The 22,564-nt window shown below is 62.0% G+C and carries 24 protein-coding genes and 1 tRNA gene; 12 read left to right on the top strand and 13 right to left on the bottom strand.

Going from position 1 to position 22,564, the window contains the following annotated elements; translation table 11 throughout:
• Nucleotides 1-82 precede the first annotated feature (82 nt).
• A tRNA-Arg gene (locus AC0L26_RS09210) sits at nucleotides 83-159 on the bottom strand.
• 148 nt (nucleotides 160-307) lie between these two features.
• Here AC0L26_RS09210 and AC0L26_RS09205 point away from each other — a divergent pair.
• Both AC0L26_RS09205 and AC0L26_RS09200 read left to right on the top strand, forming a co-directional pair.
• Nucleotides 308-607: a hypothetical protein gene (locus AC0L26_RS09205; RefSeq protein WP_473632254.1), complete on the top strand. Its 300-nt coding sequence runs from the start codon at nucleotides 308-310 to the stop codon at nucleotides 605-607.
• Between the two features lie 78 nt (nucleotides 608-685).
• Nucleotides 686-832 carry a glycine zipper domain-containing protein gene (locus AC0L26_RS09200; protein ID WP_164547102.1) on the top strand — a complete coding sequence of 49 codons (147 nt, stop codon included), beginning with the start codon at nucleotides 686-688 and terminating at the stop codon, nucleotides 830-832.
• Between the two features lie 103 nt (nucleotides 833-935).
• On the opposite strand, the gene AC0L26_RS09195 is transcribed toward AC0L26_RS09200, so the two are convergent.
• A complete protein-coding gene (locus tag AC0L26_RS09195) occupies nucleotides 936-2,099 on the bottom strand; it encodes a M20 aminoacylase family protein (protein WP_473632253.1) in 1,164 nt (387 codons plus the stop codon).
• A 230-nt stretch (nucleotides 2,100-2,329) separates the two neighbouring features.
• On the opposite strand from AC0L26_RS09195, the gene AC0L26_RS09190 reads away from it, so the two are divergent.
• Nucleotides 2,330-3,502 (top strand): D-alanyl-D-alanine carboxypeptidase family protein, encoded by a 1,173-nt coding sequence (locus AC0L26_RS09190; protein WP_473632252.1) that lies wholly within the window; start codon nucleotides 2,330-2,332, stop codon nucleotides 3,500-3,502.
• Between the two features lie 4 nt (nucleotides 3,503-3,506).
• On the top strand, nucleotides 3,507-4,613 hold the full coding sequence (locus tag AC0L26_RS09185; RefSeq protein WP_473632251.1) for a CobW family GTP-binding protein: 1,107 nt from the start codon (nucleotides 3,507-3,509) through the stop codon (nucleotides 4,611-4,613).
• 43 nt (nucleotides 4,614-4,656) lie between these two features.
• On the opposite strand, the gene AC0L26_RS09180 is transcribed toward AC0L26_RS09185, so the two are convergent.
• The 5 genes from AC0L26_RS09180 to AC0L26_RS09160 all read right to left on the bottom strand — a co-directional run bounded on the left by AC0L26_RS09180 (nucleotide 4,657) and on the right by AC0L26_RS09160 (nucleotide 8,584).
• The gene (locus tag AC0L26_RS09180; RefSeq protein WP_473632250.1) at nucleotides 4,657-4,896 is read right to left on the bottom strand and encodes a sulfurtransferase TusA family protein; all 240 of its coding nucleotides are present in this window, start codon (nucleotides 4,894-4,896) and stop codon (nucleotides 4,657-4,659) included.
• 9 nt (nucleotides 4,897-4,905) lie between these two features.
• Nucleotides 4,906-6,237 carry a L,D-transpeptidase family protein gene (locus AC0L26_RS09175; protein ID WP_473632249.1) on the bottom strand — a complete coding sequence of 444 codons (1,332 nt, stop codon included), beginning with the start codon at nucleotides 6,235-6,237 and terminating at the stop codon, nucleotides 4,906-4,908.
• Between the two features lie 199 nt (nucleotides 6,238-6,436).
• Entirely contained in the window at nucleotides 6,437-7,387 is a 951-nt protein-coding gene (locus tag AC0L26_RS09170) for an acetyl-CoA carboxylase carboxyltransferase subunit alpha (RefSeq protein ID WP_473632248.1), read from the bottom strand.
• 99 nt (nucleotides 7,388-7,486) lie between these two features.
• A complete protein-coding gene (locus AC0L26_RS09165; protein ID WP_473632247.1) occupies nucleotides 7,487-8,404 on the bottom strand; it encodes a site-specific tyrosine recombinase XerD in 918 nt (305 codons plus the stop codon).
• Between the two features lie 27 nt (nucleotides 8,405-8,431).
• The gene (locus AC0L26_RS09160) at nucleotides 8,432-8,584 is read right to left on the bottom strand and encodes a histidine kinase (RefSeq protein WP_095485924.1); all 153 of its coding nucleotides are present in this window, start codon (nucleotides 8,582-8,584) and stop codon (nucleotides 8,432-8,434) included.
• Nucleotides 8,585-8,860: 276 nt separating this feature from the next.
• Here AC0L26_RS09160 and AC0L26_RS09155 point away from each other — a divergent pair, with 276 nt between their 5' ends.
• The 4 genes from AC0L26_RS09155 to AC0L26_RS09140 are packed head-to-tail and all read left to right on the top strand — an operon-like array spanning nucleotide 8,861 to nucleotide 12,322.
• Complete coding sequence (locus AC0L26_RS09155; protein WP_473632246.1) at nucleotides 8,861-9,466, top strand: shikimate kinase; 606 nt, start codon at nucleotides 8,861-8,863, stop codon at nucleotides 9,464-9,466.
• Nucleotides 9,463-10,626, top strand: coding sequence for a 3-dehydroquinate synthase (gene aroB / locus AC0L26_RS09150; protein WP_473632245.1), 1,164 nt, complete (start codon nucleotides 9,463-9,465; stop codon nucleotides 10,624-10,626). The genes AC0L26_RS09155 and aroB overlap by 4 nt, the downstream gene beginning before the upstream one ends.
• On the top strand, nucleotides 10,623-11,516 hold the full coding sequence (locus tag AC0L26_RS09145; RefSeq protein WP_473632244.1) for an HlyC/CorC family transporter: 894 nt from the start codon (nucleotides 10,623-10,625) through the stop codon (nucleotides 11,514-11,516). The genes aroB and AC0L26_RS09145 overlap by 4 nt, the downstream gene beginning before the upstream one ends.
• 2 nt (nucleotides 11,517-11,518) lie before the next feature.
• Nucleotides 11,519-12,322: an alpha/beta hydrolase gene (locus AC0L26_RS09140; protein WP_473632243.1), complete on the top strand. Its 804-nt coding sequence runs from the start codon at nucleotides 11,519-11,521 to the stop codon at nucleotides 12,320-12,322.
• Between the two features lie 128 nt (nucleotides 12,323-12,450).
• Here the strand turns inward: AC0L26_RS09140 and AC0L26_RS09135 are convergent, their stop codons facing one another.
• Nucleotides 12,451-12,753, bottom strand: a complete 303-nt coding sequence (locus AC0L26_RS09135) for a BolA family protein (protein WP_354494293.1) — start codon at nucleotides 12,751-12,753, stop codon at nucleotides 12,451-12,453.
• A 193-nt stretch (nucleotides 12,754-12,946) separates the two neighbouring features.
• On the opposite strand from AC0L26_RS09135, the gene AC0L26_RS09130 reads away from it, so the two are divergent.
• The 4 genes from AC0L26_RS09130 to AC0L26_RS09115 all read left to right on the top strand — a co-directional run bounded on the left by AC0L26_RS09130 (nucleotide 12,947) and on the right by AC0L26_RS09115 (nucleotide 17,624).
• Nucleotides 12,947-13,576 carry a J domain-containing protein gene (locus AC0L26_RS09130; RefSeq protein WP_095485929.1) on the top strand — a complete coding sequence of 210 codons (630 nt, stop codon included), beginning with the start codon at nucleotides 12,947-12,949 and terminating at the stop codon, nucleotides 13,574-13,576.
• A 123-nt stretch (nucleotides 13,577-13,699) separates the two neighbouring features.
• A complete protein-coding gene (gene cobS, locus AC0L26_RS09125; protein WP_473632242.1) occupies nucleotides 13,700-14,686 on the top strand; it encodes a cobaltochelatase subunit CobS in 987 nt (328 codons plus the stop codon).
• A gap of 11 nt (nucleotides 14,687-14,697) precedes the next feature.
• Nucleotides 14,698-16,596 (top strand): cobaltochelatase subunit CobT, encoded by a 1,899-nt coding sequence (gene cobT, locus AC0L26_RS09120; protein WP_473632241.1) that lies wholly within the window; start codon nucleotides 14,698-14,700, stop codon nucleotides 16,594-16,596.
• The gene (locus tag AC0L26_RS09115; protein ID WP_473632240.1) at nucleotides 16,593-17,624 is read left to right on the top strand and encodes an esterase-like activity of phytase family protein; all 1,032 of its coding nucleotides are present in this window, start codon (nucleotides 16,593-16,595) and stop codon (nucleotides 17,622-17,624) included. The genes cobT and AC0L26_RS09115 overlap by 4 nt, the downstream gene beginning before the upstream one ends.
• A 13-nt stretch (nucleotides 17,625-17,637) precedes the next feature.
• On the opposite strand, the gene AC0L26_RS09110 is transcribed toward AC0L26_RS09115, so the two are convergent.
• The 5 genes from AC0L26_RS09110 to AC0L26_RS09090 all read right to left on the bottom strand — a co-directional run bounded on the left by AC0L26_RS09110 (nucleotide 17,638) and on the right by AC0L26_RS09090 (nucleotide 21,815).
• Entirely contained in the window at nucleotides 17,638-18,339 is a 702-nt protein-coding gene (locus AC0L26_RS09110; protein ID WP_473632239.1) for a spermidine synthase, read from the bottom strand.
• 108 nt (nucleotides 18,340-18,447) lie between these two features.
• A complete protein-coding gene (locus AC0L26_RS09105) occupies nucleotides 18,448-19,128 on the bottom strand; it encodes a queuosine precursor transporter (protein WP_473632238.1) in 681 nt (226 codons plus the stop codon).
• Nucleotides 19,129-19,206: 78 nt separating this feature from the next.
• Nucleotides 19,207-19,503, bottom strand: a complete 297-nt coding sequence (gene rpmB, locus AC0L26_RS09100) for a 50S ribosomal protein L28 (protein WP_006328411.1) — start codon at nucleotides 19,501-19,503, stop codon at nucleotides 19,207-19,209.
• A 399-nt stretch (nucleotides 19,504-19,902) separates the two neighbouring features.
• Nucleotides 19,903-21,393, bottom strand: coding sequence for a DUF6895 family protein (locus tag AC0L26_RS09095; protein WP_473632237.1), 1,491 nt, complete (start codon nucleotides 21,391-21,393; stop codon nucleotides 19,903-19,905).
• Between the two features lie 209 nt (nucleotides 21,394-21,602).
• A complete protein-coding gene (locus AC0L26_RS09090) occupies nucleotides 21,603-21,815 on the bottom strand; it encodes a hypothetical protein (protein WP_473632236.1) in 213 nt (70 codons plus the stop codon).
• Nucleotides 21,816-22,564: the final 749 nt, after the last annotated feature.

Below are 22,564 nucleotides of genomic sequence, written 5' to 3'. Positions count from 1 at the left end.
TCGGAGAAATCCCTAGCTAACCCACGGATATGTCAACTGAATTCCGAGCCTGCTGATTTGGGCCGTTTTTGCTGTGACTGAGTGGTGATCCCGACAGGAATCGAACCTGTGACCTACAGATTAGGAATCTGCCGCTCTATCCTACTGAGCTACGGGACCACGCGGCCCGACACATAGCCGCTTCGGATCGTTTCGCCAAGAGGCAGGTTTGGCGCAGATCGGTCGGTTGCGAGTGGATCGCAAAGAAACCTGGGGATAGCGGAACTTCGGACCACCACGCGCTTTAGTGTGCCGAAGGAGATGTCGCATGAGCGCCACGAAAGAGTTCTTTGAAACTTGGCTCCAGGAGAACGTCGGCGACCTGCCCGCTGAAAGCGAAGTGAGCGTGGCGGTCCTGGCTCAGCAATTCGAGCAAGATGCCGACGCGGCCGGCTACGGTCACGAGGTACGCGAAGACGAGATCGGCGACATCGAAGAGGCCATCGAGAGAGCTCTGCACAAGGCCCGGACAGGCGAACAGCCACAGGCTACGGACCCGGCCGAAGAGAGTGATCTGGCGCCCGTCATGGAGGCGCTGAAGGTCGACGACCCAAAGAGCGGCCCGTAGCGATCCAGGCAACATCGGTTAGTAGCCGGCGGATGACCAGCGGTTGCGGCTCTCCCCTTCCACTCTACATGACCAGACATGATAGATGCCAAACACATCACACTCGGCGTTGTAATCGGCGTGGCAATCGGCGTCGCGTTGGACAACATCATTGCGGGTATAGGGATCGGCATTGCGCTAGGCATTGCCTTCGGTCTTGCGCGGAAGCCGTCCGGTCGGAAGTGACGATCGGAGCATCGCCACGTCCTGAGCTCGATGGCCTTGTCGCCATCTCAAAATCGCAGCAGCGCACCCTCAGGTCAAGCAAGGACGGGCTCAGGCACATTCATCAGGCCGCCAGCGCCGTCTCCGCCAGCTTCACCCAATAGCTCATCCCGTGCGGGATGACCTCGTCATTGAAGTCGTAGGCCGGGTTGTGCAGACCGGCGGTGTCGCCATTGCCGATGAAGATAAAGGCGCCAGGCCGCGCCTCCAGCATGTAGGAGAAGTCCTCGCCGCCCATCACCGGCTGAATGGCACGGTGCACATGGGCCTCGCCGGCGATATCAGCCGCGACGTCACTGGCAAAGACTGTCTCTTCCGCATGGTTGTAGGTGACGGGATAGTTGGCATTGTAGTCGACCTCGATCGTCGCGCCGAAGGCCGCGCCCACTCCCTCACAGATGGCGCGCACGCGCTCTTCGGCCTTCCTGGCGACCTCCTTCTTCAGCGTGCGCACGGTGCCGGCGATCTCGGCGCTCTCAGGGATGACGTTGTAGGCGTCGCCGGCGTGGAACTTTGTCACCGACACCACGACAGCCTCGACCGGATCGGTGCTGCGCGAGGCGATCGTCTGCAGAGCGCCGACGAGCTGGCTGGTGATGACGATCGGGTCGATCGTGCCGTGCGGCATCGCCGCATGCCCGCCCCGGCCCTTGACGGTGATGGTGAATTCGGCGGTTGCCGCCATGATCGGGCCCGGCTTGATCGCAAACTGGCCGACTGGCAGGCCCGGCATGTTGTGCATTCCGAACACCTTGGAGATGCCGAAGCGCTCCATCATGCCGTCCTTGACCATTTCGTTGCCGCCGCCGCCGCCTTCTTCGGCGGGCTGGAAGATCACCGCGACGGAACCGGCGAAATTGCGCGTCTCAGCGAGATATTTGGCAGCACCCAAGAGCATCGCGGTGTGGCCGTCATGGCCGCAAGCGTGCATCTTGCCCGGAACGGTCGAGGCGTAGGATTTGCCGGTGATCTCATTGAGCGGCAGCGCGTCCATGTCGGCGCGCAGGCCGATGGTCGTGCCTTCGCCCAGGCGGCCGCGGATGATGCCGACGACGCCGGTCTTGCCAAGCCCGGTCACCACGTCGTCGCAACCGAAGGCGTTCAGCTTCTCGGTGACGAAGGCGGCGGTCTTGAAGACGTCGAAATTCAGCTCTGGCGTCCGGTGCAGATGGCGACGCCAGCCGGCGACCTCGTCTTGCATTTCGGCGGCGCGGTTGAGGATCGGCATGATGGTTCCATCTCGCTGTTGGAGCAGACGAGTTCTGCCTGCTGCTTTATAATTGTGCCTGATGTTTTACAATTGTCATTCAGGCACTTTGCCATCTTGACGTCACATAGGCTAAATAGCACCGCAAGATTGCGATCCGGATAGAGGGCCGGATCACCATGCTGGCGATCGCGTAACAAATCTTACGGAGCCAGAGGCGACTGCGGCAAGAGGCGATTTCGGATTCCACCATGCGGTACAGGCATTTCCCTAGACTATTGCTGGCGGGCGCCGTGGCGCTTCCGGTGCTGGCCGGACCGGCTCTCGCCAATCCGACGATTGTGTTCGACCTGGAGAATGGCAAGATTCTCCAGCATCAGGAGGCTTTCAAGCGCTGGTATCCTGCCTCGCTGACCAAGCTGATGACCGCCTATGTGACGTTCCGTGCGATCGCGGCCGGCGAGGTCAAGCTCGATTCGCCGATCAAGGTCACGAAACGTTCGGCCAGCGAGCCGCCGAGCAAAATGGGCTTCAAGGCGGGCTCGGTCATGCGGCTCGACAATGCGCTGAAGATAATGCTGGTCAAGTCGGCCAACGACGTTGCCATGGCCGTCGGCGAGAACATCGGCGGTTCGCAAGCCGCTTTTGCCGAACGCATGAACACCGAGGCGCGCCGGCTCGGCATGACCGGATCGCATTTCGTCAACCCGAACGGGCTCTTTTCGCCGGACCAGTATACGACGGCGCGCGACCTCGGCTTGCTGGTGATGGCGATCCGCACGGAGTTTCCGCAATATGCCGGATGGTTCTCGATCGAGGGCCTCGCTGTCGGCAAGAAGCAGATCTCGAACTACAATCTTCTGATCGGCCGCTATCCGGGCGCCGACGGCATGAAGACGGGCTTCGTCTGTTCCTCGGGCTACAACATGATCGGCTCGGCAACGCGTAACGGCCGCACGCTGGTCGCGGTGGTGCTCGGCGAACAGTCGACCATCACCCGTGCCGAGACCGCGGCGAGATTGCTCGACCAGGGTTTCGCCGCGCCTGAGCCGAGCTGGGTCACGGTCGCGGCACTGCCTGCCTATGGCGACACGACATCGGTCAACGACATGCATGACGAGCTTTGCAAGAAGAAGCCGGCTAAGGAGCAGTCGGAAGCTGCCGTCCCCGTCGGCGATAAGGATGCGCCAAAATCGCCCTATCGGGAAAAGCTCGACCACGTACCGACATTGGTCGCCGTCGGCCTTGGCGGCGCCACCGGGCCGAAGCCGAAGGCGATGCTCGATGCATCGGGCCGGGAATATGCCGACGTGCCGCTGCCGAGCTGGCGCCCCGACCTGCCGACGCCGCCCGGTGCCGAGCCGACAGTTATCGGTTCCGCCACGGCGGCCAAAGACGGCCAGCCCGCCAAGGCCTTGAACTAGCCTGATGAGCAGCGGCTTTCCCATCCCTGTCTCGGTGCTGACCGGCTTTCTCGGCGCCGGCAAGACGACGCTGCTCAACCGGCTGCTCAGGGATCCCGCGCTCGCCGACACCGCGGTCATCATCAATGAGTTCGGCGAGGTGGCAATCGACCATCTCCTGGTCGAACAGGCTTCGGACGGCATCATCCAGCTCTCCGACGGCTGCCTTTGCTGCACGGTGCGCGGCGAACTGGTCGATACGCTGGCCGATCTCGTCGACCGGCTGCAGACCGGCCGCATCGCCCGGCTTGCCCGCGTCGTCATCGAAACCACCGGCCTCGCCGATCCGGCGCCGGTGCTGCAGTCGATCATGGCGCATCCGGCGCTGGTCCAGGCTTTTCGGCTCGACGGCGTCATCACGCTGGTCGATGCAGTCAACGGCAATGCGACGCTCGACGCCCATGTCGAGGCGGTGAAGCAGGCGGCCGTCGCCGACCGCATCGTGCTGACGAAAGCCGATCTGGCCACCGATTCGCGCGATGTCGCGGCCTTGCGGGCACGGCTGCGACAGATCAATCCGGGTGCGGAGCTGCTCGATGCCGGCGACAGGAGGACCGATGTCGCGGCACTGTTTGATTGCGGCCTCTACAACCCAGCCACCAAGTCCGCCGATGTGCAACGCTGGCTCGGCGAGGACGCCGCCCATGATCACCACCATCATGACGACCACGGCGACCATGACCATGACCACGACCATCGGCACGATTCCCGCGTGCGCTCCTACTCGCTCGTTCATGACGGGCCGGTGCCGTTTTCGGCAATCGAGATGTTCCTCGACCTGTTACGGTCGGCACATGGCGAGCGCCTGCTGCGCATGAAAGGCGTCATCGAATTGCTGGAAGACCCGTCGCGGCCGCTGGTCGTCCACGGCGTGCAAAAAGTCCTGCATCCGCCGGCGCGGCTGCCGTCTTGGCCGGACGGCCAACGCGGCACGAGGCTGGTGCTGATCACGCTCGACATGCCGGAGGATTACGTCCGCCGGCTGTTTGCCGCCTTCACCAACCGGCCGTCGATCGACACACCCGACCGCGCAGCGCTGGAAAACAACCCGCTGGCCATTGCCGGGCGGTAGGCCGGTCTCTGTCGTCAATTCGGAAGCGCGAAAACTGCCGGCGTCAGGCGCTATTACCGCGCTCGACCAGAAAACGATGGCCGCCGGAACTCGGCGAAGTTTCAAGCAACTGGTGGCCGGCATCGGAGCAGAAGGCGGGAATGTCGATGACGGCCAGTGGGTCAGTGGTCTCCAGCCAGAGCCTGCTGCCTGGCCTCATCGCAGCCAGCCGCTTTTTTGCTTTCAGCACAGGCAAGGGGCAGTTCAGGCCCTTGAGGTCATAGACGGAAGTAGGCTTGGCCAAGCGAGAACCTCAGCCGCCGAACATGCCGAGCAGCTTGTTCTTCAGCTTTGTCACCCTGTTTTCATTGGCATTCGCCGCCTGCGTTTCGGCCGCGGCGACCTCTGGCGGCGGCGCGATCGTCGCGGTAGCGACAGGCGCTTCGGCCCCCGAGGCTATGGCATCCCCTTCTTCGGCCAGCGAATTAATCTTGGCCACTTCCTTTTCGGCCGCGGCCTGGGCCTTGGCCGCCTCTTTCTCGACCTTGGCCGCTTCTATGGCGGCAAGCCGTTGCTCCTCGGCCTTCTGCTTGGCGGCCTTTTCCGCATCGAGCGCGGCCATCTTGCGGCCGGCCGGCGAATCGATGCGGCCCATGCGCGCCGTGGCCGTCAACGAGCCGTCGGCGTTGAGCGACGGCGGCTCGATCGGCACGCGTTCGCCACGGGCGCGCTTCTTGGACCATTCGGAAACGATGCTGGCTTCCTTGATCCCGGCAATGGTCGGCTTGGGGGCCGGCACGCTGGCCTTGACCGCGCCGTTGAAGGCCGCTTCGTAGGTGCTCTGGTAGGCATTGAAGGCGCTCTTCAGCGAATCCGGCTGCGTCGTCGCAGGGCAGGCGCCGGTCGGATCGAACGTCGCGCCGTCGGCCGCGACCTGGTTGAAGACGTAGCGCTTCTCGCAGACGTCGACCTTTGGCGGCACCTTGGTGATCTCGAAATTGTCGTAGCCGACCTTCAGCATCTTCCAGAATTCGTAGTTCGGATCTTTGCGATAGCGCGCCATGTTGGCGGCGGTCATGCGGAACGGAAAAGCCTGGATCTGGAATTCGGTCTGCCCGCCCTGGAAAGCGTCGCGGCCGAAGGCGTAGATTTGCTCGATCTGCGCGTCCGTCATCGAATAGCAGCCCGACGACGAGCAGGCGCCATGGACCATCAGATGGGAACCGGTGCGGCCATTGGCGCGATCATAGGCGTTGGGATAGCCGATGTTGAAGGCAAGGTGGTAGTTCGACCGCGGATTCATCTGCGCCGGGCGGACCGTATAGAAGCCTTCCGGCGCTTGGCGGTCGCCTTCGGTGTATTTGGGACCCAGCTTGCCCGACCATTTGCAGATGTCGTAGCTGGCGACCAAGTCGTAGCGGCCGTTGGTCTTGGCCTTCCAGATTTCGAGCTTGCCTTCTTCCTTGAAGATGCGGGCCATCACCGGCGAGGTGCGGGTCATGCCCTTGGCCTTCATGCTGGCCAGGATCTTGTCGGGCAGCGGCTTGCTGGCCTGGGGAGCGAAATCCTTCATCGAAGAATCGGTGCAGCCGGCGACGCCAATCGCGGCAATCAGAAGTCCGGTGCGGGCAAGCTTGGCAAACATGATTATGGCTATGTCTTTTCTTTCGGACCACAGGCATCAGCGCCATCAGGTCCAACCCTAAGCCCGTTAACCTTGAAAATTCCTTACCGCAAGCGCTGGGCGCATCCCCTTACGGCAATTTGATTGAACCGAATGCCGCGGCATTTTTGTGGCGGACGTGCTCAATCTAGCCATATTGCGGCGCTGAAGACTATTGGCGCTAAAGGTTTCGCCCCATAGCCAGGTACTTCTCGCGGCGCTGCTCACGAAAATCGGTATTAGCTCCGGAGAACTCCTTCATCGTTTTGGCGATGAGGTCGCCGGTCGCGGCGATGACCGCTTCCGGGCCACGATGGGCGCCGCCCAGCGGTTCGGGCACGATGGCATCGATGATCTTCAGCTCCAGCAAATCTTGGGCGGTGATCTTCATGTTGGTCGCCGCATCCTTCGAGCGGGTGGTGTCGCGCCACAGGATCGAAGCGGCGCCTTCCGGCGAGATCACCGAATAGATGGCGTGCTCGAGCATGTAGACGCGGTTAGCGGTGGCGATCGCGATGGCGCCGCCCGAGCCGCCTTCGCCGATGACCACCGAGATGGACGGTACTTTCAGGCCGAGACAGGCCGATGTCGAGCGGGCAATGGCTTCCGCCTGGCCGCGCTCCTCGGCGTTGACGCCAGGATAGGCGCCAGCCGTATCGACCAGCGAAAGCAACGGGATATTGAAGCGGTCGGCGAGTTCCATCAGCCGCACCGCCTTGCGGTAGCCCTCCGGTCGCACCGAGCCGAAATTGTGCTTCAGCCGGCTGGCCGTATCCGAACCTTTTTCCTGGCCGATGATCGCCACCGGCTCGCCGCGAAAGCGGGCAAAGCCGCCGACGATCGCCTGATCCTCGCCGAAATTGCGGTCGCCGGCGAGCGGCGTGAAATCGTTGAACAGGCCCTTGATGTAGTCGACGCAATGCGGCCTGTCCGGATGGCGGGCCACCTGCACCTTCTGCCACGGCGTCAGTGCCTTGTAGATGTCGCGCAGCGCGTCGCGCACGCGCTTCTCGAGACGGCTGATCTCATCGCCGACATCGACCGCCTCGCCATTCTCGGCGAGCTTCTTCAGCTCGAGGATCTTGCCTTCGAGATCGGCGACCGGCTTTTCGAAATCGAGGTAATTGTACATTCTTGAGCGGACCGATAGATCGGAAGGCAATGACTGGCGAAACCTAGGAAATAGAGGCTCCGGGCGGCGGGACGTCGTCCTCACATAGCGATATGACGCCTAGTCGGCAAGCGGATGATGCTCGTTGACCAGCCGCACCAGCCGCTCCTCCAGCACATGCGTGTAAATCTGCGTCGTTGAAATATCGGCATGGCCAAGCAACTGCTGCACGGCCCTGAGATCGGCGCCGTTCTGCAGGAGATGGCTGGCGAAAGCATGGCGCAGCACATGCGGCGATATTTTCGCCGCTGAGATGCCGGCCCGCGCGGCAAGGCCTTTCAGCTCGCGTGCGAAGACCTGCCTGGAGAGATAGCCGCTATCGCCTGCTGCCGGAAACAGGAACGGGCTGTCTGCGAGAGCCGGCACTGTTGCGCGGGCAGCGAGCCAGGCTCGCATCGCCAGGCGCGCCTTTGCCGACAGCGGCACCATGCGTTCCTTGTCACCCTTGCCGCGCACCATGAAGAAACGATCGTCGCGCAACGCCACCGTCACCGGCAGGCCGACCAGTTCGGAAACGCGCAGGCCGGTGGCGTAGAGCATCTCGACCAGCGCATGCAGGCGCAGCGCCGCCAGACTGTCGCCGTCGTTCAGTGAGGCTTCACTTGCCTCTTGTGCTGCACGGTCGATCAGCCGGCCGGTATCGGCCTCGCTCATCGTCTTCGGCAGCGGCCGGCCCTTCTTCGGACTGTCCAGGGTTCCGATCGGGTCGTCGCCGCGCAGGCCCTCGGCGTAAAGGAACTTGAAGAACTGGCGGATCGCCGACAGTTTGCGCGCCTGCGAGGTGGCGGCAAAACCGCGTGCGGCGATATCGTCGAGATAGGCGCGGATATCGACCGCGGCGGCACCGGCAAGCCCGCCGTCGATCTCGACTGACGCGTCTTCGAGGTCGCGGCGATAGCTGGAAAGCGTGTTTTCCGCCGCACCGCGCTCGGCGCTCATCATTTCCAGAAAGGCTTCGATGCGGGCCGCGCTGTTCATTTCTTTTTGGTCAATTTTTCTTTTGGGTCAATTTTTCTTGGGGTTCAGCTTTTCGGGAGGGATGCGCACGCTCATTTCGGCCTTTCTTGGCTCGACAAACATCGCCAGAGCGAACATCGCGCCATAGACAATGCCGGCCAGAATCGTGAGCGTCACGACAAAGCGAAACAGTGTCGGCATCAATTTTCGCCCGTCTTCTTGTTCTGCGTTTCCAAACCCTGTGCCTTTATGAGACGCCAATCCGGCCAATTCAAGGACGAAGCGCGCACCACACCCGGGCGCGCCACGCTTGACGCAAACAGGCTTTTGATGTCGATACGCCGGCAAAGAGGGTCATAAGCAGGCATTCGTGGACTGGTTCATGAATGCCTGTTTAGATTCTTTGGTTTGTCGCAGGGTCTTGTCGCAAAACCGCGGGATATTTTTGCCGAACCTGCTTAGAAACATCATGGTGTTATGAACGCGCTACCAGCAAATCCTCCTGATGAGAGCTATGCCGCGCTGCTCGATCGGCTGGGCAGCCGTTCCATCGTCTTTGTCGGGCTTATGGGTGCCGGCAAGACGGCGATCGGCCGCAAGGTGTCGGCGATGTTGGGGCTGCCTTTCATCGACAGCGACCAGGAAATCGAAAGCGTGTCGCGCATGAGCGTCCCGGAACTGTTCGAGCGCTATGGCGAGCCCGAGTTTCGGGCGCTGGAGCAGCGCGTCATCCTGCGCGTGCTGGAACATGGCCCGCAGGTGCTGTCGACGGGTGGCGGCGCGTTCATGAGCGCGCAGACGCGGGAAGCCATTGCCGGCCATGGCGTGTCGGTATGGCTGAAGGCCGAGATCGACCTCTTGATGGACCGCGTTTCCAAGAAGCAGAACCGGCCGCTCCTCAAAAGCGCCGACCCACGCGCCGTAATCGAGCGGTTGATGGCCGAACGCTATCCGGTCTACGCAACCGCCGATGTCACCGTGCCGACCCGCGACGATCGCAAGGAGGTCATTGCGGCCGAGGTGGTGGGCGCGCTTTGCGGGTATTTCGGCGTTGGCGCCGCGACAGGCGAGGTGCGATCGTGAGCATCAATGCGACAGTCACTGTCGAAGTCGGGCTCGGCGATCGTGCCTATGACATTTTGATCGGCTCCGGCCTGCTTTCGCGCGCCGGCACCGAGATTTCGCGCCGCCTGCCTGGCACGCGCGCCGCGGTGGTCACCGACGTCAATGTCGCCGCAGCACATCTCGATGCGTTGAAGGCCGGCCTTGAAAAGGGCGGCATCCAGCCTGCAGTCATCACGCTGCCGGCTGGGGAAAAGACCAAGAGTTTCACGCATCTCGAGGAGGTGGTGGACGGCGTTCTGGCGGCCAGGCTTGAGCGCGGCGATGTCGTCATCGCACTCGGCGGCGGCGTCATTGGCGATCTGGCCGGATTTGCCGCCGGGATCGTCCGCCGCGGCATGAATTTCGTGCAAATCCCGACTTCGCTGCTGGCGCAGGTCGACTCTTCGGTTGGCGGCAAGACCGGCATCAACAGTGCGCGCGGCAAGAACCTCGTCGGCGTCTTCCATCAGCCGAGGCTGGTGCTGGCCGACACCGAAGTGCTCGACACGCTGCCGATCCGGGAATTCAGGGCCGGTTATGCCGAACTCGCCAAATATGGGCTCATCGACCGTCCCGACTTCTTTGCCTGGCTGGAGGAAAACTGGGGCCAAGTGTTTGCCGGCGGCCCGAAGCGAGCCGAGGCCATCGCCGAAGCCTGCCGCGCCAAGGCCGATGTCGTCGCCCGCGACGAGTTCGAGACCGGCGACCGCGCGCTGCTCAATCTCGGCCACACGTTCGGCCATGCACTCGAGGCCGCCACCAGCTATGACAGCGCCCGTCTCGTTCACGGCGAAGGGGTCGCCATCGGCATGGCGCTGGCTTATCGCTTTTCGTCCCGCCTCAATCTGGCAAGTCCCGACGATGCGGCGCGCGTCGAGGCGCATCTCCGCGCCGTCGGCCTGCCCTGGCGCATGGCCGACATTCCGGGCGAATTGCCTGATTCCGAGGCACTGCTGGCCTTCATCACCCAGGACAAGAAGGTCTCGCGCGGCACCCTGACCTTCATCCTGACACGTGGCATCGGTCAGGCTTTCGTCGCCAGGGACGTGCCGGCGTCGGAAGTCCTGTCGTTTCTGAAGGAGAATCATCCGGATCCGCAGGAAAGCCATTCGGGTCGACAGAAAAGCCACCCGGAATGAACGAGGCCGGCTGGATCGTCGCTGCCGTCCTTGCCGGGCTCGGCCTTATCGCTTTCGTCTTTCGCAAGCGCCTGCTCGCCGCCTTCGGCCATGAACTACGGCGCATCGAGCCGCAGCGTTCGAACCATGATGAATCGCGCGGCGCCGTCGACGATTTTCCTCGCGACGGGCAGATGGCGCGTGAAGATCGCGCCCGCATCGGCCGTCTGTCCGATCTCGATGAACTCGAAGTGTCCGATGTTATGGTCCATCGCACCAACATGCGCTCGGTCAATGCCGACAATCCGCCGGAAGCGCTGGTGCGCGAGATCCTGCAGAGCCCGCATACCCGCATGCCCTTGTGGAAGGGCTCACTCGACAACATCGTCGGCGTGCTGCATGCCAAGGACCTGTTGCGCGCGCTGAACGATGTCGGCAACGACTTTTCCCAGATCGACGTGATGAAGATCGCGACAAAACCGTGGTTCGTGCCCGACACCACGACGCTGCAGGAACAGCTCAAAGCCTTCCTGCGCCGCAAGGCGCATTTCGCCATCGTCGTCGACGAATATGGCGAGGTCGAGGGGCTGGTGACGCTGGAGGATATCATCGAGGAGATCGTCGGCGAAATCGCCGACGAGCACGATGTCGACATCCAGGGCGTCAAGCAGGAAGCCGACGGCTCCGTCGTCGTCGACGGCACTGTGCCGATCCGCGACCTGAACCGGGCGCTCGACTGGGACTTGCCGGACGAGGAAGCCACCACCATAGCCGGTCTCGTCATCCACGAGACGCAATTGATCCCGGACGAGAAGCAGGCTTTCACCTTTCACGGCAAGCGCTTCGTCGTCATGAAGCGCGATAAGAACCGGATCGCAAGGCTGAGGATCAGGCCGGCTGGCGACGTTTAGGTATGATCGGTCGGCGAACCCTGCTTTTGATGTCGATGGCTTTGTTGCCGGCCAGCGCTTCGGCGGCACAGCCCCGGCGCTCGCCGTCCCCGCAGACCTTCGACTATGGACCGGCCAAGCTCGACATCTATTCGCGCGATGGCGCAAGCGGCCTGCCAGTGGTCTTTTTCATCCATGGCGGCGCCTGGCGGGCCGGCGATCGCGCCAGCGTCGACGTCAAGCCAGGCTTCCTGCTCGACAAGGGCTTCTGCTTCGTTTCCATCGACTACCGGATGCTGCCTAAGGCCGATGTCGCCATCCAGGCCGACGATGTCGAGGAGGCATATCGCTACGTGCGCGCCAACATCGCCAGATACGGCGGCGATCCGAACCGGATAGCGATCATGGGCCATTCGGCCGGCTGTCATCTCGCCGCACTGACCGGGCTGCGCGGCGGTCTGCCCGGCGTCGTGGCGCTGATGCTGAATGATACCAGAGCCTACGATTTGGAGGCGCTTGCGAGAAGCGGCGGCATGACGCGGGCCTATGCCGGGGCCTTTCCCGATCCGGCGCAGTGGCGCACACTGTCACCGGCCTTTCATGTCGGGAGCCGCAAACATCCACCGACCTTCATCGCCTATTCGCGCGCAGCGGATCGTGCGGCAGCCTCACAGGCCTTCGCCGAGCGCCTGCGGGCGACCGGAACGGAAGTCATTTTGTTCGACGGCAGCGCCTATTCGCATATGTCGATCAATCGTGATTTCGGCGACGAAGGCGATGCCTTGACCCGTGCGGTGATGATTTTCCTGAAGGCAGCGCTCGGATAGAGCGGTTAATCGTTTCGCAGAAATGCCGAGCCGCTCTATCTCTTTGTTTTGCGCAATTCCCTAGGGAAAGCGCTAAGCGCTTTTCCCGGGAAAACCGTTTCACACTTTTCCTGGAATTGCTCTAATGACTACCACCTGGTCTTTTCGTCCGGCGCGGCCGGCTCGATCGCCAGCGCGTGGACACCTGCCTTCAACTCTTCGGCCAGCAATGCATTGACGGCGCGATGGCGCTCGACGCGGCTCATGCCGGCAAAGGCGGGCGCGACGATACGGACGCGGAAATGCGTCTCACCGCTGCCGTCGAAGGTGGCGTGATGGCCGGAATCCAGATGATGATGACCGGCATGGAGGTGGCTTTCGTTGATGACGGCCAGCCGCTCCGGCGAGAACGCCTTCTTCAGCTTGCTTTCCATCGTTGACTGTATGGACATTCTTACTTTCCTTCACCACATATGGCTGGCGCATGATCCCCGAAAATCGGTACCCTTTGCGCGTCCAGGAGGATGCGCAATACTGCCGCCGCGACAAAATTCGCCGATCGCCCGCTTTATGCCGCGATTCAGCGGTTAGGGCGATCATCGCGAAAATGTCAATTCTTGTTTCGCGCCAGCGAACAGCCCATAAATGGGTGAGATGAAACCGTACCCCAAATATTTCGAAAAAATTCGCATCCGCCCGGAGAAGGATGCGGAGCTGAAGTCGCGTTCGCCGATCTGTCAGTGGGACGGTTGCAAGGAGGCCGGCACCCATCGCGCGCCGGTCGGGCGCATGAAGGAGGGCGAGTATTTTCAGTTCTGCTTCGATCATGTGCGGGAGTACAACAAGGGTTTCAATTATTTCTCCGGCGTCCCCGACACCGAGATCGCCCGCTTCCAGAAGGAAGCAATGACCGGCCACCGGCCGACATGGAAGATGGGCGTCAATGGTGCCTCGACGCGCTCTTCGCCCGATTTCGCCCAGCAGCGTTCCGGCCGCGCCGGCTACTACAACCGCATGCGCGATCCGTTCGACCTGTTCAAAGGTCCTAAGGATCCGCGCGAGGTCCGCGAGCGCAAGGCCAAACCGCTTGAGGCCAAGGCGCTGGAAACGCTTGGCCTTGATACAAAGGCGACTGGCAAGGACATCAAGGCGCGCTATAAGGAACTGGTGAAACGCCACCATCCGGATGCGAATGGCGGCGACAGAGGTTCGGAAGACCGGTTCCGCGATGTGCTCCAGGCCTATCGCGTGCTCAAGCAAGCAGGATTGTGCTGAGCGACCTTACGGTTCGTGTCGTTTTCCAACTTTCATAAGGTTGGAAAAGGCTTTAAGACCGCCCCCGAACAAAATCGATTGCCGGCGAAATCAGGCGTTTCGCCCGTGGAGACGTTGATAGTGATGAACAAGGTCGATCGCGACATCGCCAACCTGCCCGACACCACCGTGTCGGTGAAGGAGAAATTCGGCTTTGAATCCAAGATGGTGGTGCCGGCCTACTCGGTGACATCAGAGCACGTGCCCGACATCGATCCGGACTATCTGTTCGACAAGAACACGACGATGGCGATCCTCGCCGGCTTTGCCTACAACCGCCGCGTCATGGTGTCGGGCTATCACGGCACCGGCAAGTCGACGCATATCGAGCAGGTCGCCGCCCGCCTCAACTGGCCTATGGTGCGCGTCAATCTCGACAGCCATGTCAGTCGTATCGACCTCGTCGGCAAGGATGCCATCGTCGTCAAGGAAGGACTGCAGATCACCGAATTTCGCGACGGCATCCTGCCATGGGCCTACCAGCACAATGTCGCGCTGTGCTTCGACGAGTACGATGCCGGCCGCCCCGATGTGATGTTCGTCATCCAGCGCGTGCTGGAATCGTCCGGCCGGCTGACGCTGCTCGACCAGAGCCGGGTCATCCGCCCGCATCCGGCGTTCCGGCTGTTTTCGACCGCCAACACGGTCGGCCTCGGCGACACCACCGGTCTCTATCACGGCACCCAGCAGATCAATCAGGCACAGATGGACCGCTGGTCGATCGTCACCACGCTGAACTATCTGCCGCACGACAACGAGGTGAACATCGTGCTGGCCAAGGCCAAGCACTATCGCGATGGCAAGGGCAAGGAGATCGTCAACAAGATGGTGCGCGTCGCCGACATGACGCGTTCGGCCTTTATCAACGGCGACCTTTCGACCGTCATGAGCCCACGCACGGTCATCACCTGGGCTGAGAATGCCGAGATCTTCGGCGATATCGGCATGGCGTTCCGGCTGACCTTCCTCAACAAGTGCGACGAGCTGGAACGCTCGCTCGTGGCCGAGTTCTACCAGCGCGCCTTTGGCGAAGAGCTGCCTGAATCGGCAGCCAATGTGGTGCTGGGCTAAGCAGAGTCTCGATGGCGGGTCCGGGCGACAACACGCGCAACAAGTCGAAGACGGGTTCTGAAGCCGACAGCTTCAAACGCGCCGTCACCGTTTGTATGCGCGCGATTGCCGGCGACAAGGAGCTCGAAGTCGGTTTCGCCAAAGATCGGCCGGCGCTCGCCGGCAGCCGGGCGCGGCTACCGGAACTGCCGAAGAAAGCGTCGAGGGCCGATATCGCCATCACCCGCGGCCTCGGTGATTCCATGGCGCTGAAGCGCGCCTGTCACGACACCCGCATCCACACCAGGCTGGCGCCGGAGGGCAAGCAGGCCCGCGCGATCTACGATGCGGTCGAGCAGGCCCGCGTCGAGGCGATAGGCAGCCGCGCCATGCAAGGCGTGGCCGACAACATCGGCTCGATGCTCGAGGACAAATACGCCAAGGCCAACCTCGTCGACGTCAAGGACAAGGCCGACGCGCCGATCGAGGAAGCGCTGGCCTTGATGGTGCGCGAAAAGCTGACCGGCCGCGCCGTGCCGAAGAGCGGCGAGCGGTTGGTCGACCTCTGGCGCCCTTGGGTCGAGGAAAAGGCCAGCTCCGATCTCGACGGGCTGTCGGCAAAGCTCGACGACCAGCAGGCATTCGCCCGTGTCGTGCGCGAGATGCTGGCTTCCATGGAAATGGCCGAAGAACTCGGTGACGACCAGGAGACCGAAGACTCCGAGGACAATGACGACAACCAGCCGCAAGGCGAGGAGCAGAGCGAGGAGGGCGGCGAGGACGATTCCGGCTCCGAGCAGTCGCAGTCCGATGACACCGAGGCGTCATCCGACGACGAGCAATCGGCCGAGACGGAGGCATCAGATGCCACCGCCGACGACCTGTCCGACGATGACGACGCCGATGCCGAGACGCCCGGCGAGGCGCGCCGCAACGACAATCCCTTCACCAATCTGTCCAAGGAAATCGACTACAAGGTCTTCACCACCGCCTTCGACGAGACCGTGGGTGCGGAGGACCTGTGCGAAGAGGAAGAGCTGGATCGGCTGCGCGCCTTCCTCGACAAGCAGCTCACCAACCTGTCGGGCGTCGTCGGCCGGCTGGCCAACCGGCTGCAGCGCCGCCTGATGGCGCAGCAGAACCGCTCCTGGGATTTCGATCTCGAAGAGGGTTATCTCGATCCGGCGCGGCTGGTGCGCGTCGTCATCGACCCGATGCAGCCGCTGTCCTTCAAGCAGGAACGCGACACCAAATTCCGCGACACGGTGGTGACGCTGGTGCTCGACAATTCGGGCTCGATGCGCGGCCGGCCGATCACGGTCGCCGCCACCTGCGCCGACATTCTGGCGCGGACGCTGGAGCGCTGCGGCGTCTCGGTCGAGATCCTCGGCTTCACCACCCGTGCCTGGAAGGGCGGGCAGGCGCGCGAGAAATGGCTGAAGGAAGGCAAGCCGCCGAATCCGGGACGGCTCAACGATTTGCGCCACATCATCTACAAATCCGCCGACCATCCGTGGCGGCGGGCACGCCGCAATCTCGGCCTGATGATGCGCGAGGGCCTGCTCAAGGAAAACATCGACGGCGAGGCGCTGCTGTGGGCGCATAACCGCCTGATCGCCCGGCCGGAGCAGCGCAAGATCCTGATGATGATCTCGGACGGGGCGCCGGTCGACGATTCGACGCTGTCGGTCAATCCTGGCAACTACCTCGAACGGCATCTGCGCGCCGTCATCGAACTGATCGAGACACGCTCGCCGGTCGAGCTCTTGGCCATCGGCATCGGCCACGACGTCACCCGCTATTACAGGCGCGCCGTCACCATCGTCGACGCCGAGGAACTGGCCGGCGCCATGACCGAGCAGCTCGCTTCGCTGTTCGGCGAGGAAAGCGCGCGGGACACGCGACGCGGCGGCATGCGGCGCGCCGGATGATTTTTTCGCGGGGCGGCTTTCGGCAGACGCTCTTCGCCGCCGCAGCGCTGTTCGTTGCCGGCATCGCCTTGTGGCCTTCCATCGCCGCCGGCCCGGTTTCGGTCGATCCGGTCGAAATCTCGGCACGGCCGATAAACCGGTTTCACATCGGCCGGGACGACAAGCAGTTTGGCCCGCTCGAATTCGTCGGCGGGCTGGAAATGACGTCGCCGTCACGCGATTTCGGCGCGCTGTCGGCGTTTCGCTTCGTCAAGCCCGGTAATGATTTCATCGGCGTCGCCGATACCGGTTTCTGGTTTTTCGGCACGATTACCCACGATGCCGAAAAACGCCCATCGGGCATCCAGAATTTCCGCATGCAGCAAATGGTCGACGCATCAGGCCATCTGGCCGACGAGAAATGGGAGGTCGACGCCGAAGGCCTTGCGGTCAAGGACGGCATTGCCACGGTCAGCTTCGAGCGCAACCACCGTGTCGCGCAGTTCAGCATCGACCCGGACGACATGAAGCCGCCGTTCAGGCAGCTGGACTTCCTGGTTCCGGCCTGGGAACTCCGCCAGAATCGTGGCTTCGAGACCGTCACCTATGCTAACCCTAACGGCCAACACGAAGGCGGGTTGGTCGTGGTCTCGGAGAAGAGCCTCGACAAATCGGGCAACATCTATGCGGCTGTCATCGAAGGTCCGCGCAAAGGCGTCTTCACCGTCAAGCGCAACGGTGATTTCGACATCACCGACGGCGCCTTCCTGCCGGATGGCGACCTTCTACTTTTGGAGCGCAGCTTTTCGATGGCCGGCGGCGTCAAGATGCGGCTGAGGCGCATTTATGGGGAGAGCGTCGAGAAGGGCGCCGTTGCCGATGGGCCGGTGCTGATGGAAGCCGACATGGCCTACCAGATCGACAACATGGAAGGGCTCGACGTCTGGACCCGCGATGACGGCGCGGTGATGGTGTCGCTGATCTCCGACGACAACCACTCGATGCTACAGCGCAACCTCTACCTGGAGTTCATCCTGCACGAGGACTGAGAGGCGGTACAGTCTAGAGCTTCGCGCCGGCTGCTGCGGCCTGGGCTCCGTTGGTGGCAAGCCAGATGATGTGGCGCGCCCCGCGCTTGCCGTTGGCCCGCACCTTGGCCTCCTCGACCGTGAAGCCTGCCTGCTTGAGCCTGCGGGTAAAGCCGCTGTCGGGTCCCTGCGACCAGACCGCCAGAACGCCGCCGGACCTAAGCGCTGCTCTCGCGCTGTTCAGCCCGGCTATGCTGTAAAGAGCATCATTGGCCTTGTGGACGATCCCTTCGGGACCGTTGTCGACGTCAAGCAGGATGGCGTCATAGCTTGCCGCGCCCGACTTGATGAGCTGCCCAACATCCGCCTCGCGAATGCTGACGCGCGGATCGTCGAGACAACCGCCGAACACCGCCGCCATCGGGCCGCGTGCCCACGCCACGACGGCTGGCACCAACTCGGCAACAACGACACCGGCATCGGCGCCAAGCTCGGCAAGGGCCGCGCGCAGCGTAAAACCCATGCCTAGCCCGCCGATCAGGATTTTGGATTGCCGGCGGCCGGCAATCCTTTGGCAGGACAGTCTGGCCAGCGCCTCCTCGGAGCCGCTGAGGCGGCTGTTCATCAGCTCGTTCGAGCCGAGCATGATCGAGAATTCGGCGCCGCGCCGTTTCAGGCGAAGCTCCTGTCCACCGTCAGGTGTTTTCGCGGTGTCGAGCTGGACCCATGGGATCATGCTCGAGAACCTGTGAGCATGATCTTTCCCGAACCGAAGGTCAGCGATAGCAAAAACCGGTTCCCAGTTTTCGCTGACGCGGACCTTCGGTTCGGGACCATGTCCTATCTATGCCGCCACTGCCGGCTGGCTCCAGCGTGCGGCAAGCAGCCGGTAGGGGATCAGCGCCACCACCGCGATAATCAGCTTCACGCCGAGGTCGCCGAGCGCCCATGACACCCAGCGCATGGTCTCGACCGGCAGCACGCCCATCAACGGTGCGGTTTCGAGCGCGAAGCCATCGTTTGGGCCAGCGAAGGCAAACGCCGCCGAAAAGGCGACGGTGAAGAACACGGCGGTGTCGAACACCGAGCCGACCAGCGTGCCGACGATCGGAGCGCGCCACCAGCTCTGCCGGCGCAGCCAGTTGAACACGGTCACGTCGAGCAATTGCGCGATCAGGAACGCCGCGCCTGAAGCCGCCGCAATGCGTACCAGCCGGTCGGCGGCCGTCTCAAATTCGATCAGGCCGTGGCGGAACAGCAGGGACGGGACGAGGATCGAGCAGATCACCGCCGTGGAGAAGCCGATAAAGACGATCCGGCGCGCTACGGCCGGACCGTGACGGCGATTGGCAAGATCGGTGACCAGGAAGGAGACGGGATAGGTGAAGGCGCCCCAGGTCAGGATGTCGGCCAGCGATAGGCCGCCGATCGCGCCTTGCACCGGGAATTGCACGAAAACGTTCGAGGCCACCACGACAAGCGCCATGGCCGCAACAAAGGGTAGATATCGAGAAGAAAAACTCATTTTTTTATCCTGGGTAATGGAACCAGCGGGGTGTCATGCCGAATTCGGACGACACTCCTTGGAAGGCGGCAGCCTGAATTAAGCGGCCGGCTGTTCGGCCAGCTTCTTGGCGATCTGCTTCTTCAGCAGGCGCGCGCGCTGCGACAGTTCCTTGGCGTCGGCCTTGGCCAGGAACGCATCAAGGCCGCCGCGATGCTCGACCGAACGCAGCGCATTGGCCGAAATGCGCAGGCGCACATTCTGGTTCAGCGCTTCCGAGATCAGCGTCACATTGACGAGATTCGGCAGGAAGCGACGCTTGGTCTTGTTGTTGGCGTGGCTCACATTGTTGCCGGACATGACTGCTTTGGCAGTGAGTTCGCAGGTGCGGGACATGGTTCTAAACCTTCAGTTCTCGGTCGGGCCAAACATTCGACCCGCGCCGGGTGGCGCGCGGTTTCGGTCAGGCGGCCTTATGGAAAAAGTTGGCGTTCCATAGTTGCATTTCGCCGATGCGTCAAGCTCCGGCTTCCGCGCGGCATGACAGCGCCTTCACATAAAGGCCGGGATCGATCCCCCGCCATGCTTCGTTTGTCTCATGCTCTTGCTGCCATGCTTGCCGCCGCGCTGCCGACGGCAACGTCTGCCGCCACAAAAGCGCTCTGCGTTCATGATCGGCGTGCCGCCGGGAGTGCATAATTCCGTACTACTCTACAAAGCCGTGCTCTGCCAGCGCAGCCACCAAAGCTGCAAGGAGGTATTGCCCGGGGTGTACGGCCGAGATCGCCCTTAAGATTAGGCAGAGGTGTGCCGCGATTCTTTGATTTGGGCCACATCCCACGCGATGCCGTTCTCACGCACAAACCGAATGAAGAGAGAAAGTGACGAGGCGATAAACTCCTTCAATTTGGGCAAGTCGGGGATTGCTTGGAACAGGGTCGGTGAGGGCTGGCCAGCATTCAGTCCGAATTCCTGTCGAGCCAGAAATTGCCATGCGTCGAGAGACACTCTCGACACGGGAAGCGAGAGGCGCACCAACTCGAGAAGTCCATGAGCAATCGCGGCGAGCTCATAGGCTCGTGCTGATTTGATCAAAGCGCAATCGATCAGGATCCCGGCCACAGCGCTTCTGTCCACCGCAGCATTAAGCGCCGCGTTTCGCAGAAAACGCCGGTCCGCGTCTGCGCCGGCAAAATGTAGTAAGCCGCCAATCGGGTCGCCACACTTGCTGAAGTCCGTCGACGCGGCGTCCTGTCGAGCCACTCTCTTTTGAGCACCAACGGCCGTCCGTGAGCAGACAGGTGACGCAGACGTTGGCCAACCGAGCAGCTGGGCACAGACCAAGCCAAAAACGTATGTGGTATGGTACGTGTGTTGGTATGTATACGCGCTCGCCTCGGCTGGAGATAGGGCGTCCAAATGCGAGTGGTCGAAATTCGGGCTGGGGAGCTCGGCGAGCTTTTCTCGGGCTTCGGCTAGCACGTGCCATGCGAGCTGACAACAAGGCGACCATTCCATGTTACAGCAACAAACGGAGATCAGAAGCTCTCCAATAAGATCGAAGTCTTCAACGCCAATCCGCCATACTAGCATGCCGTCCAGAGTGGATCGAAGACGCTCTCGATCCACCTCTTTCGGAAGCGGACGTCGACCGAAGTCGGTGGCATAGAAGACAGCGTGCGTGAGAGCGTAGGCGTCTTCGCGAAGCGAAGAGCATGGCGATGGCGAGGGGTTGGCGATGAGAATTGATCCCTCCAGTGGATGCTGACTGGGAGCCAGCGGGTTCGAAGACCTAAGAGTTTCCTGCCATCGCACGTCCATGAAGCGGAAGGGCAGTCGCTCGGTAGCGTAAGCGAACCCCGATCGAAAGGCACTTCCAACTACTCCATCAAATGCCTCATCCGAGTGCCCGGAGGCCGTGAGTGCAGTATGCGCAAATCCGAGTGAGCACGCCATCTGCGGGTACCGAAGGATGAGGAACTTCAGGCGATCACTGCGGGCAAATGGAACAAGCTGATGAGCGAGATCCGACTGTGCTTTGCGCAAGGCGACCGAGCGATGAGGCACGCGGTCGGTTAAGAGGATCAACAAGGCGGTCTCCGCGACCACCTTATCCGCAAAGGTCATGAGGACGTTGCCATTGCCATTGTCGCGCCAAAAGCGAGCGCGGTCGGAAAGCTGCGCCAATCCTTCGCCGGCATAGCGGAGAATCTCAGTCAGCGCCAAATCAAGAGCGTCCCTCTCAAGCCGGTGTAACGGGCTAACTTGGATCTTTACCTGGTTCATTTATACAGATCCGCTACTCTGGGAGAAAATATATAGATTAATTGGAACGATCAGATCCGAGAGACTCGGGCTACACGCGCCGCTGACATGTTCAGCCAGAAGCAACGGCCGAGCTCCCGGATCGAGGCGAAGGAAGTCAGGCCTGTCGTGCCGACAGGTGTTGGACCGGTTCCGGGTATCCTCCCGAACTTCCGATGACTGCCAACGAACTACTTGCAGACCACGACGTATCCGCTGCCACCGCCGATGTACCAACGCGCGTCTTCGTCTGAGTCTGGGTCCTCGGCGAGCGAACCCTCGATCGCAGAAAGTCCTTGCAACTGCAGCAGCTTTTTGAATGGGACGTCAAGATCGAGAATGCCCTGTTCCTGGAGCGAGTTCGCGAGTTGACTTAGATCAGTTGGAGTGATCGAGCGTGCCATTTTGGAGACCTTTCGTAGGTTTGAGTCCTGAAGGAGTTAATCGATCAGAACACTTGTGAACTGATCGCTTGGAAGGCTGACAGATACGGACTTACAAGTAGCTTACACATGTTTGCTGCCGGCATAGAATCTTGCACTCAGCGCTCATGGAGGTCTGACCTGGGTCCCCTGGATTGCTGTAGCTCGGCATGAGCGAAGCCGCTTGCGAGCGCGCCCCTGAGAGCGCCGTGGCGAGCGCCGCGACTTGGGTTCGGGCGGTTCTGCCCAGCGGTAGAGCATGGCGCGCGAGACGCCAACGGCTTGTGCCGCATCATCTGCCGACTGGCCGGCGGGGCGCTCCTTGCCATCGCCTGACGGCGCCCATGCGGATCGCGGCTTCATTCGCCAGGGAATCCGCCGCGATCGGTGACGTCAGAGCACCGGCTCCGATACATCGCACGGCAGGCCGAAAACCTGCATCGGGTTTTCTCCTGGAGTCGGGTCCTCGCACTTCAGCTTCGGAGACCGCGACCCTTTCTCAACTCTTCCCGTCTCACATCTGTCCGGACTTGCGTCAAGCTCCGGCTTCCGCGCGGTATGACAGCGCCTTCACATAAAGGCCGGAATTCAGCCTATAAGCGGTCGCACAGGGAGATGCCAGGCCGGAGTTGCCTTTCTCCAGCCGAAAATCGAGGATCGATCCCCCGCCATGCTTCGTTTGTCTCATGCTCTTGCTGCCATGCTTGCCGCCGCGCTGCCGACGGCAACGT

The sequence above is a fragment of the Mesorhizobium sp. WSM4823 genome (genome assembly GCF_055811195.1).
This window is presented reverse-complemented; position numbering and strand designations above follow the sequence as displayed.

Excerpts from the sequence above, each read along its gene's own strand:
- AC0L26_RS09185 (WP_473632251.1), top strand. The coding sequence starts at position 3,507 with ATGAGCAGCGGCTTTCCCATCCCTGTCTCGGTGCTGACCGGCTTTCTC.
- cobT (WP_473632241.1), top strand. The coding sequence starts at position 14,698 with ATGGCGGGTCCGGGCGACAACACGCGCAACAAGTCGAAGACGGGTTCT.
- AC0L26_RS09110 (WP_473632239.1), bottom strand. The coding sequence starts at position 18,339 with ATGATCCCATGGGTCCAGCTCGACACCGCGAAAACACCTGACGGTGGA.
- AC0L26_RS09155 (WP_473632246.1), top strand. The coding sequence starts at position 8,861 with ATGAACGCGCTACCAGCAAATCCTCCTGATGAGAGCTATGCCGCGCTG.
- AC0L26_RS09105 (WP_473632238.1), bottom strand. The coding sequence starts at position 19,128 with ATGAGTTTTTCTTCTCGATATCTACCCTTTGTTGCGGCCATGGCGCTT.
- AC0L26_RS09160 (WP_095485924.1), bottom strand. The coding sequence starts at position 8,584 with ATGCCGACACTGTTTCGCTTTGTCGTGACGCTCACGATTCTGGCCGGC.
- AC0L26_RS09200 (WP_164547102.1), top strand. The coding sequence starts at position 686 with ATGATAGATGCCAAACACATCACACTCGGCGTTGTAATCGGCGTGGCA.
- AC0L26_RS09145 (WP_473632244.1), top strand. The coding sequence starts at position 10,623 with ATGAACGAGGCCGGCTGGATCGTCGCTGCCGTCCTTGCCGGGCTCGGC.
- AC0L26_RS09090 (WP_473632236.1), bottom strand. The coding sequence starts at position 21,815 with ATGGCACGCTCGATCACTCCAACTGATCTAAGTCAACTCGCGAACTCG.
- AC0L26_RS09095 (WP_473632237.1), bottom strand. The coding sequence starts at position 21,393 with ATGAACCAGGTAAAGATCCAAGTTAGCCCGTTACACCGGCTTGAGAGG.
- cobS (WP_473632242.1), top strand. The coding sequence starts at position 13,700 with ATGAACAAGGTCGATCGCGACATCGCCAACCTGCCCGACACCACCGTG.
- AC0L26_RS09135 (WP_354494293.1), bottom strand. The coding sequence starts at position 12,753 with ATGTCCATACAGTCAACGATGGAAAGCAAGCTGAAGAAGGCGTTCTCG.
- AC0L26_RS09115 (WP_473632240.1), top strand. The coding sequence starts at position 16,593 with ATGATTTTTTCGCGGGGCGGCTTTCGGCAGACGCTCTTCGCCGCCGCA.
- AC0L26_RS09165 (WP_473632247.1), bottom strand. The coding sequence starts at position 8,404 with ATGAACAGCGCGGCCCGCATCGAAGCCTTTCTGGAAATGATGAGCGCC.
- AC0L26_RS09205 (WP_473632254.1), top strand. The coding sequence starts at position 308 with ATGAGCGCCACGAAAGAGTTCTTTGAAACTTGGCTCCAGGAGAACGTC.
- AC0L26_RS09130 (WP_095485929.1), top strand. The coding sequence starts at position 12,947 with ATGGGTGAGATGAAACCGTACCCCAAATATTTCGAAAAAATTCGCATC.
- AC0L26_RS09190 (WP_473632252.1), top strand. The coding sequence starts at position 2,330 with ATGCGGTACAGGCATTTCCCTAGACTATTGCTGGCGGGCGCCGTGGCG.
- AC0L26_RS09195 (WP_473632253.1), bottom strand. The coding sequence starts at position 2,099 with ATGCCGATCCTCAACCGCGCCGCCGAAATGCAAGACGAGGTCGCCGGC.
- AC0L26_RS09140 (WP_473632243.1), top strand. The coding sequence starts at position 11,519 with ATGATCGGTCGGCGAACCCTGCTTTTGATGTCGATGGCTTTGTTGCCG.
- AC0L26_RS09175 (WP_473632249.1), bottom strand. The coding sequence starts at position 6,237 with ATGTTTGCCAAGCTTGCCCGCACCGGACTTCTGATTGCCGCGATTGGC.
- rpmB (WP_006328411.1), bottom strand. The coding sequence starts at position 19,503 with ATGTCCCGCACCTGCGAACTCACTGCCAAAGCAGTCATGTCCGGCAAC.
- AC0L26_RS09170 (WP_473632248.1), bottom strand. The coding sequence starts at position 7,387 with ATGTACAATTACCTCGATTTCGAAAAGCCGGTCGCCGATCTCGAAGGC.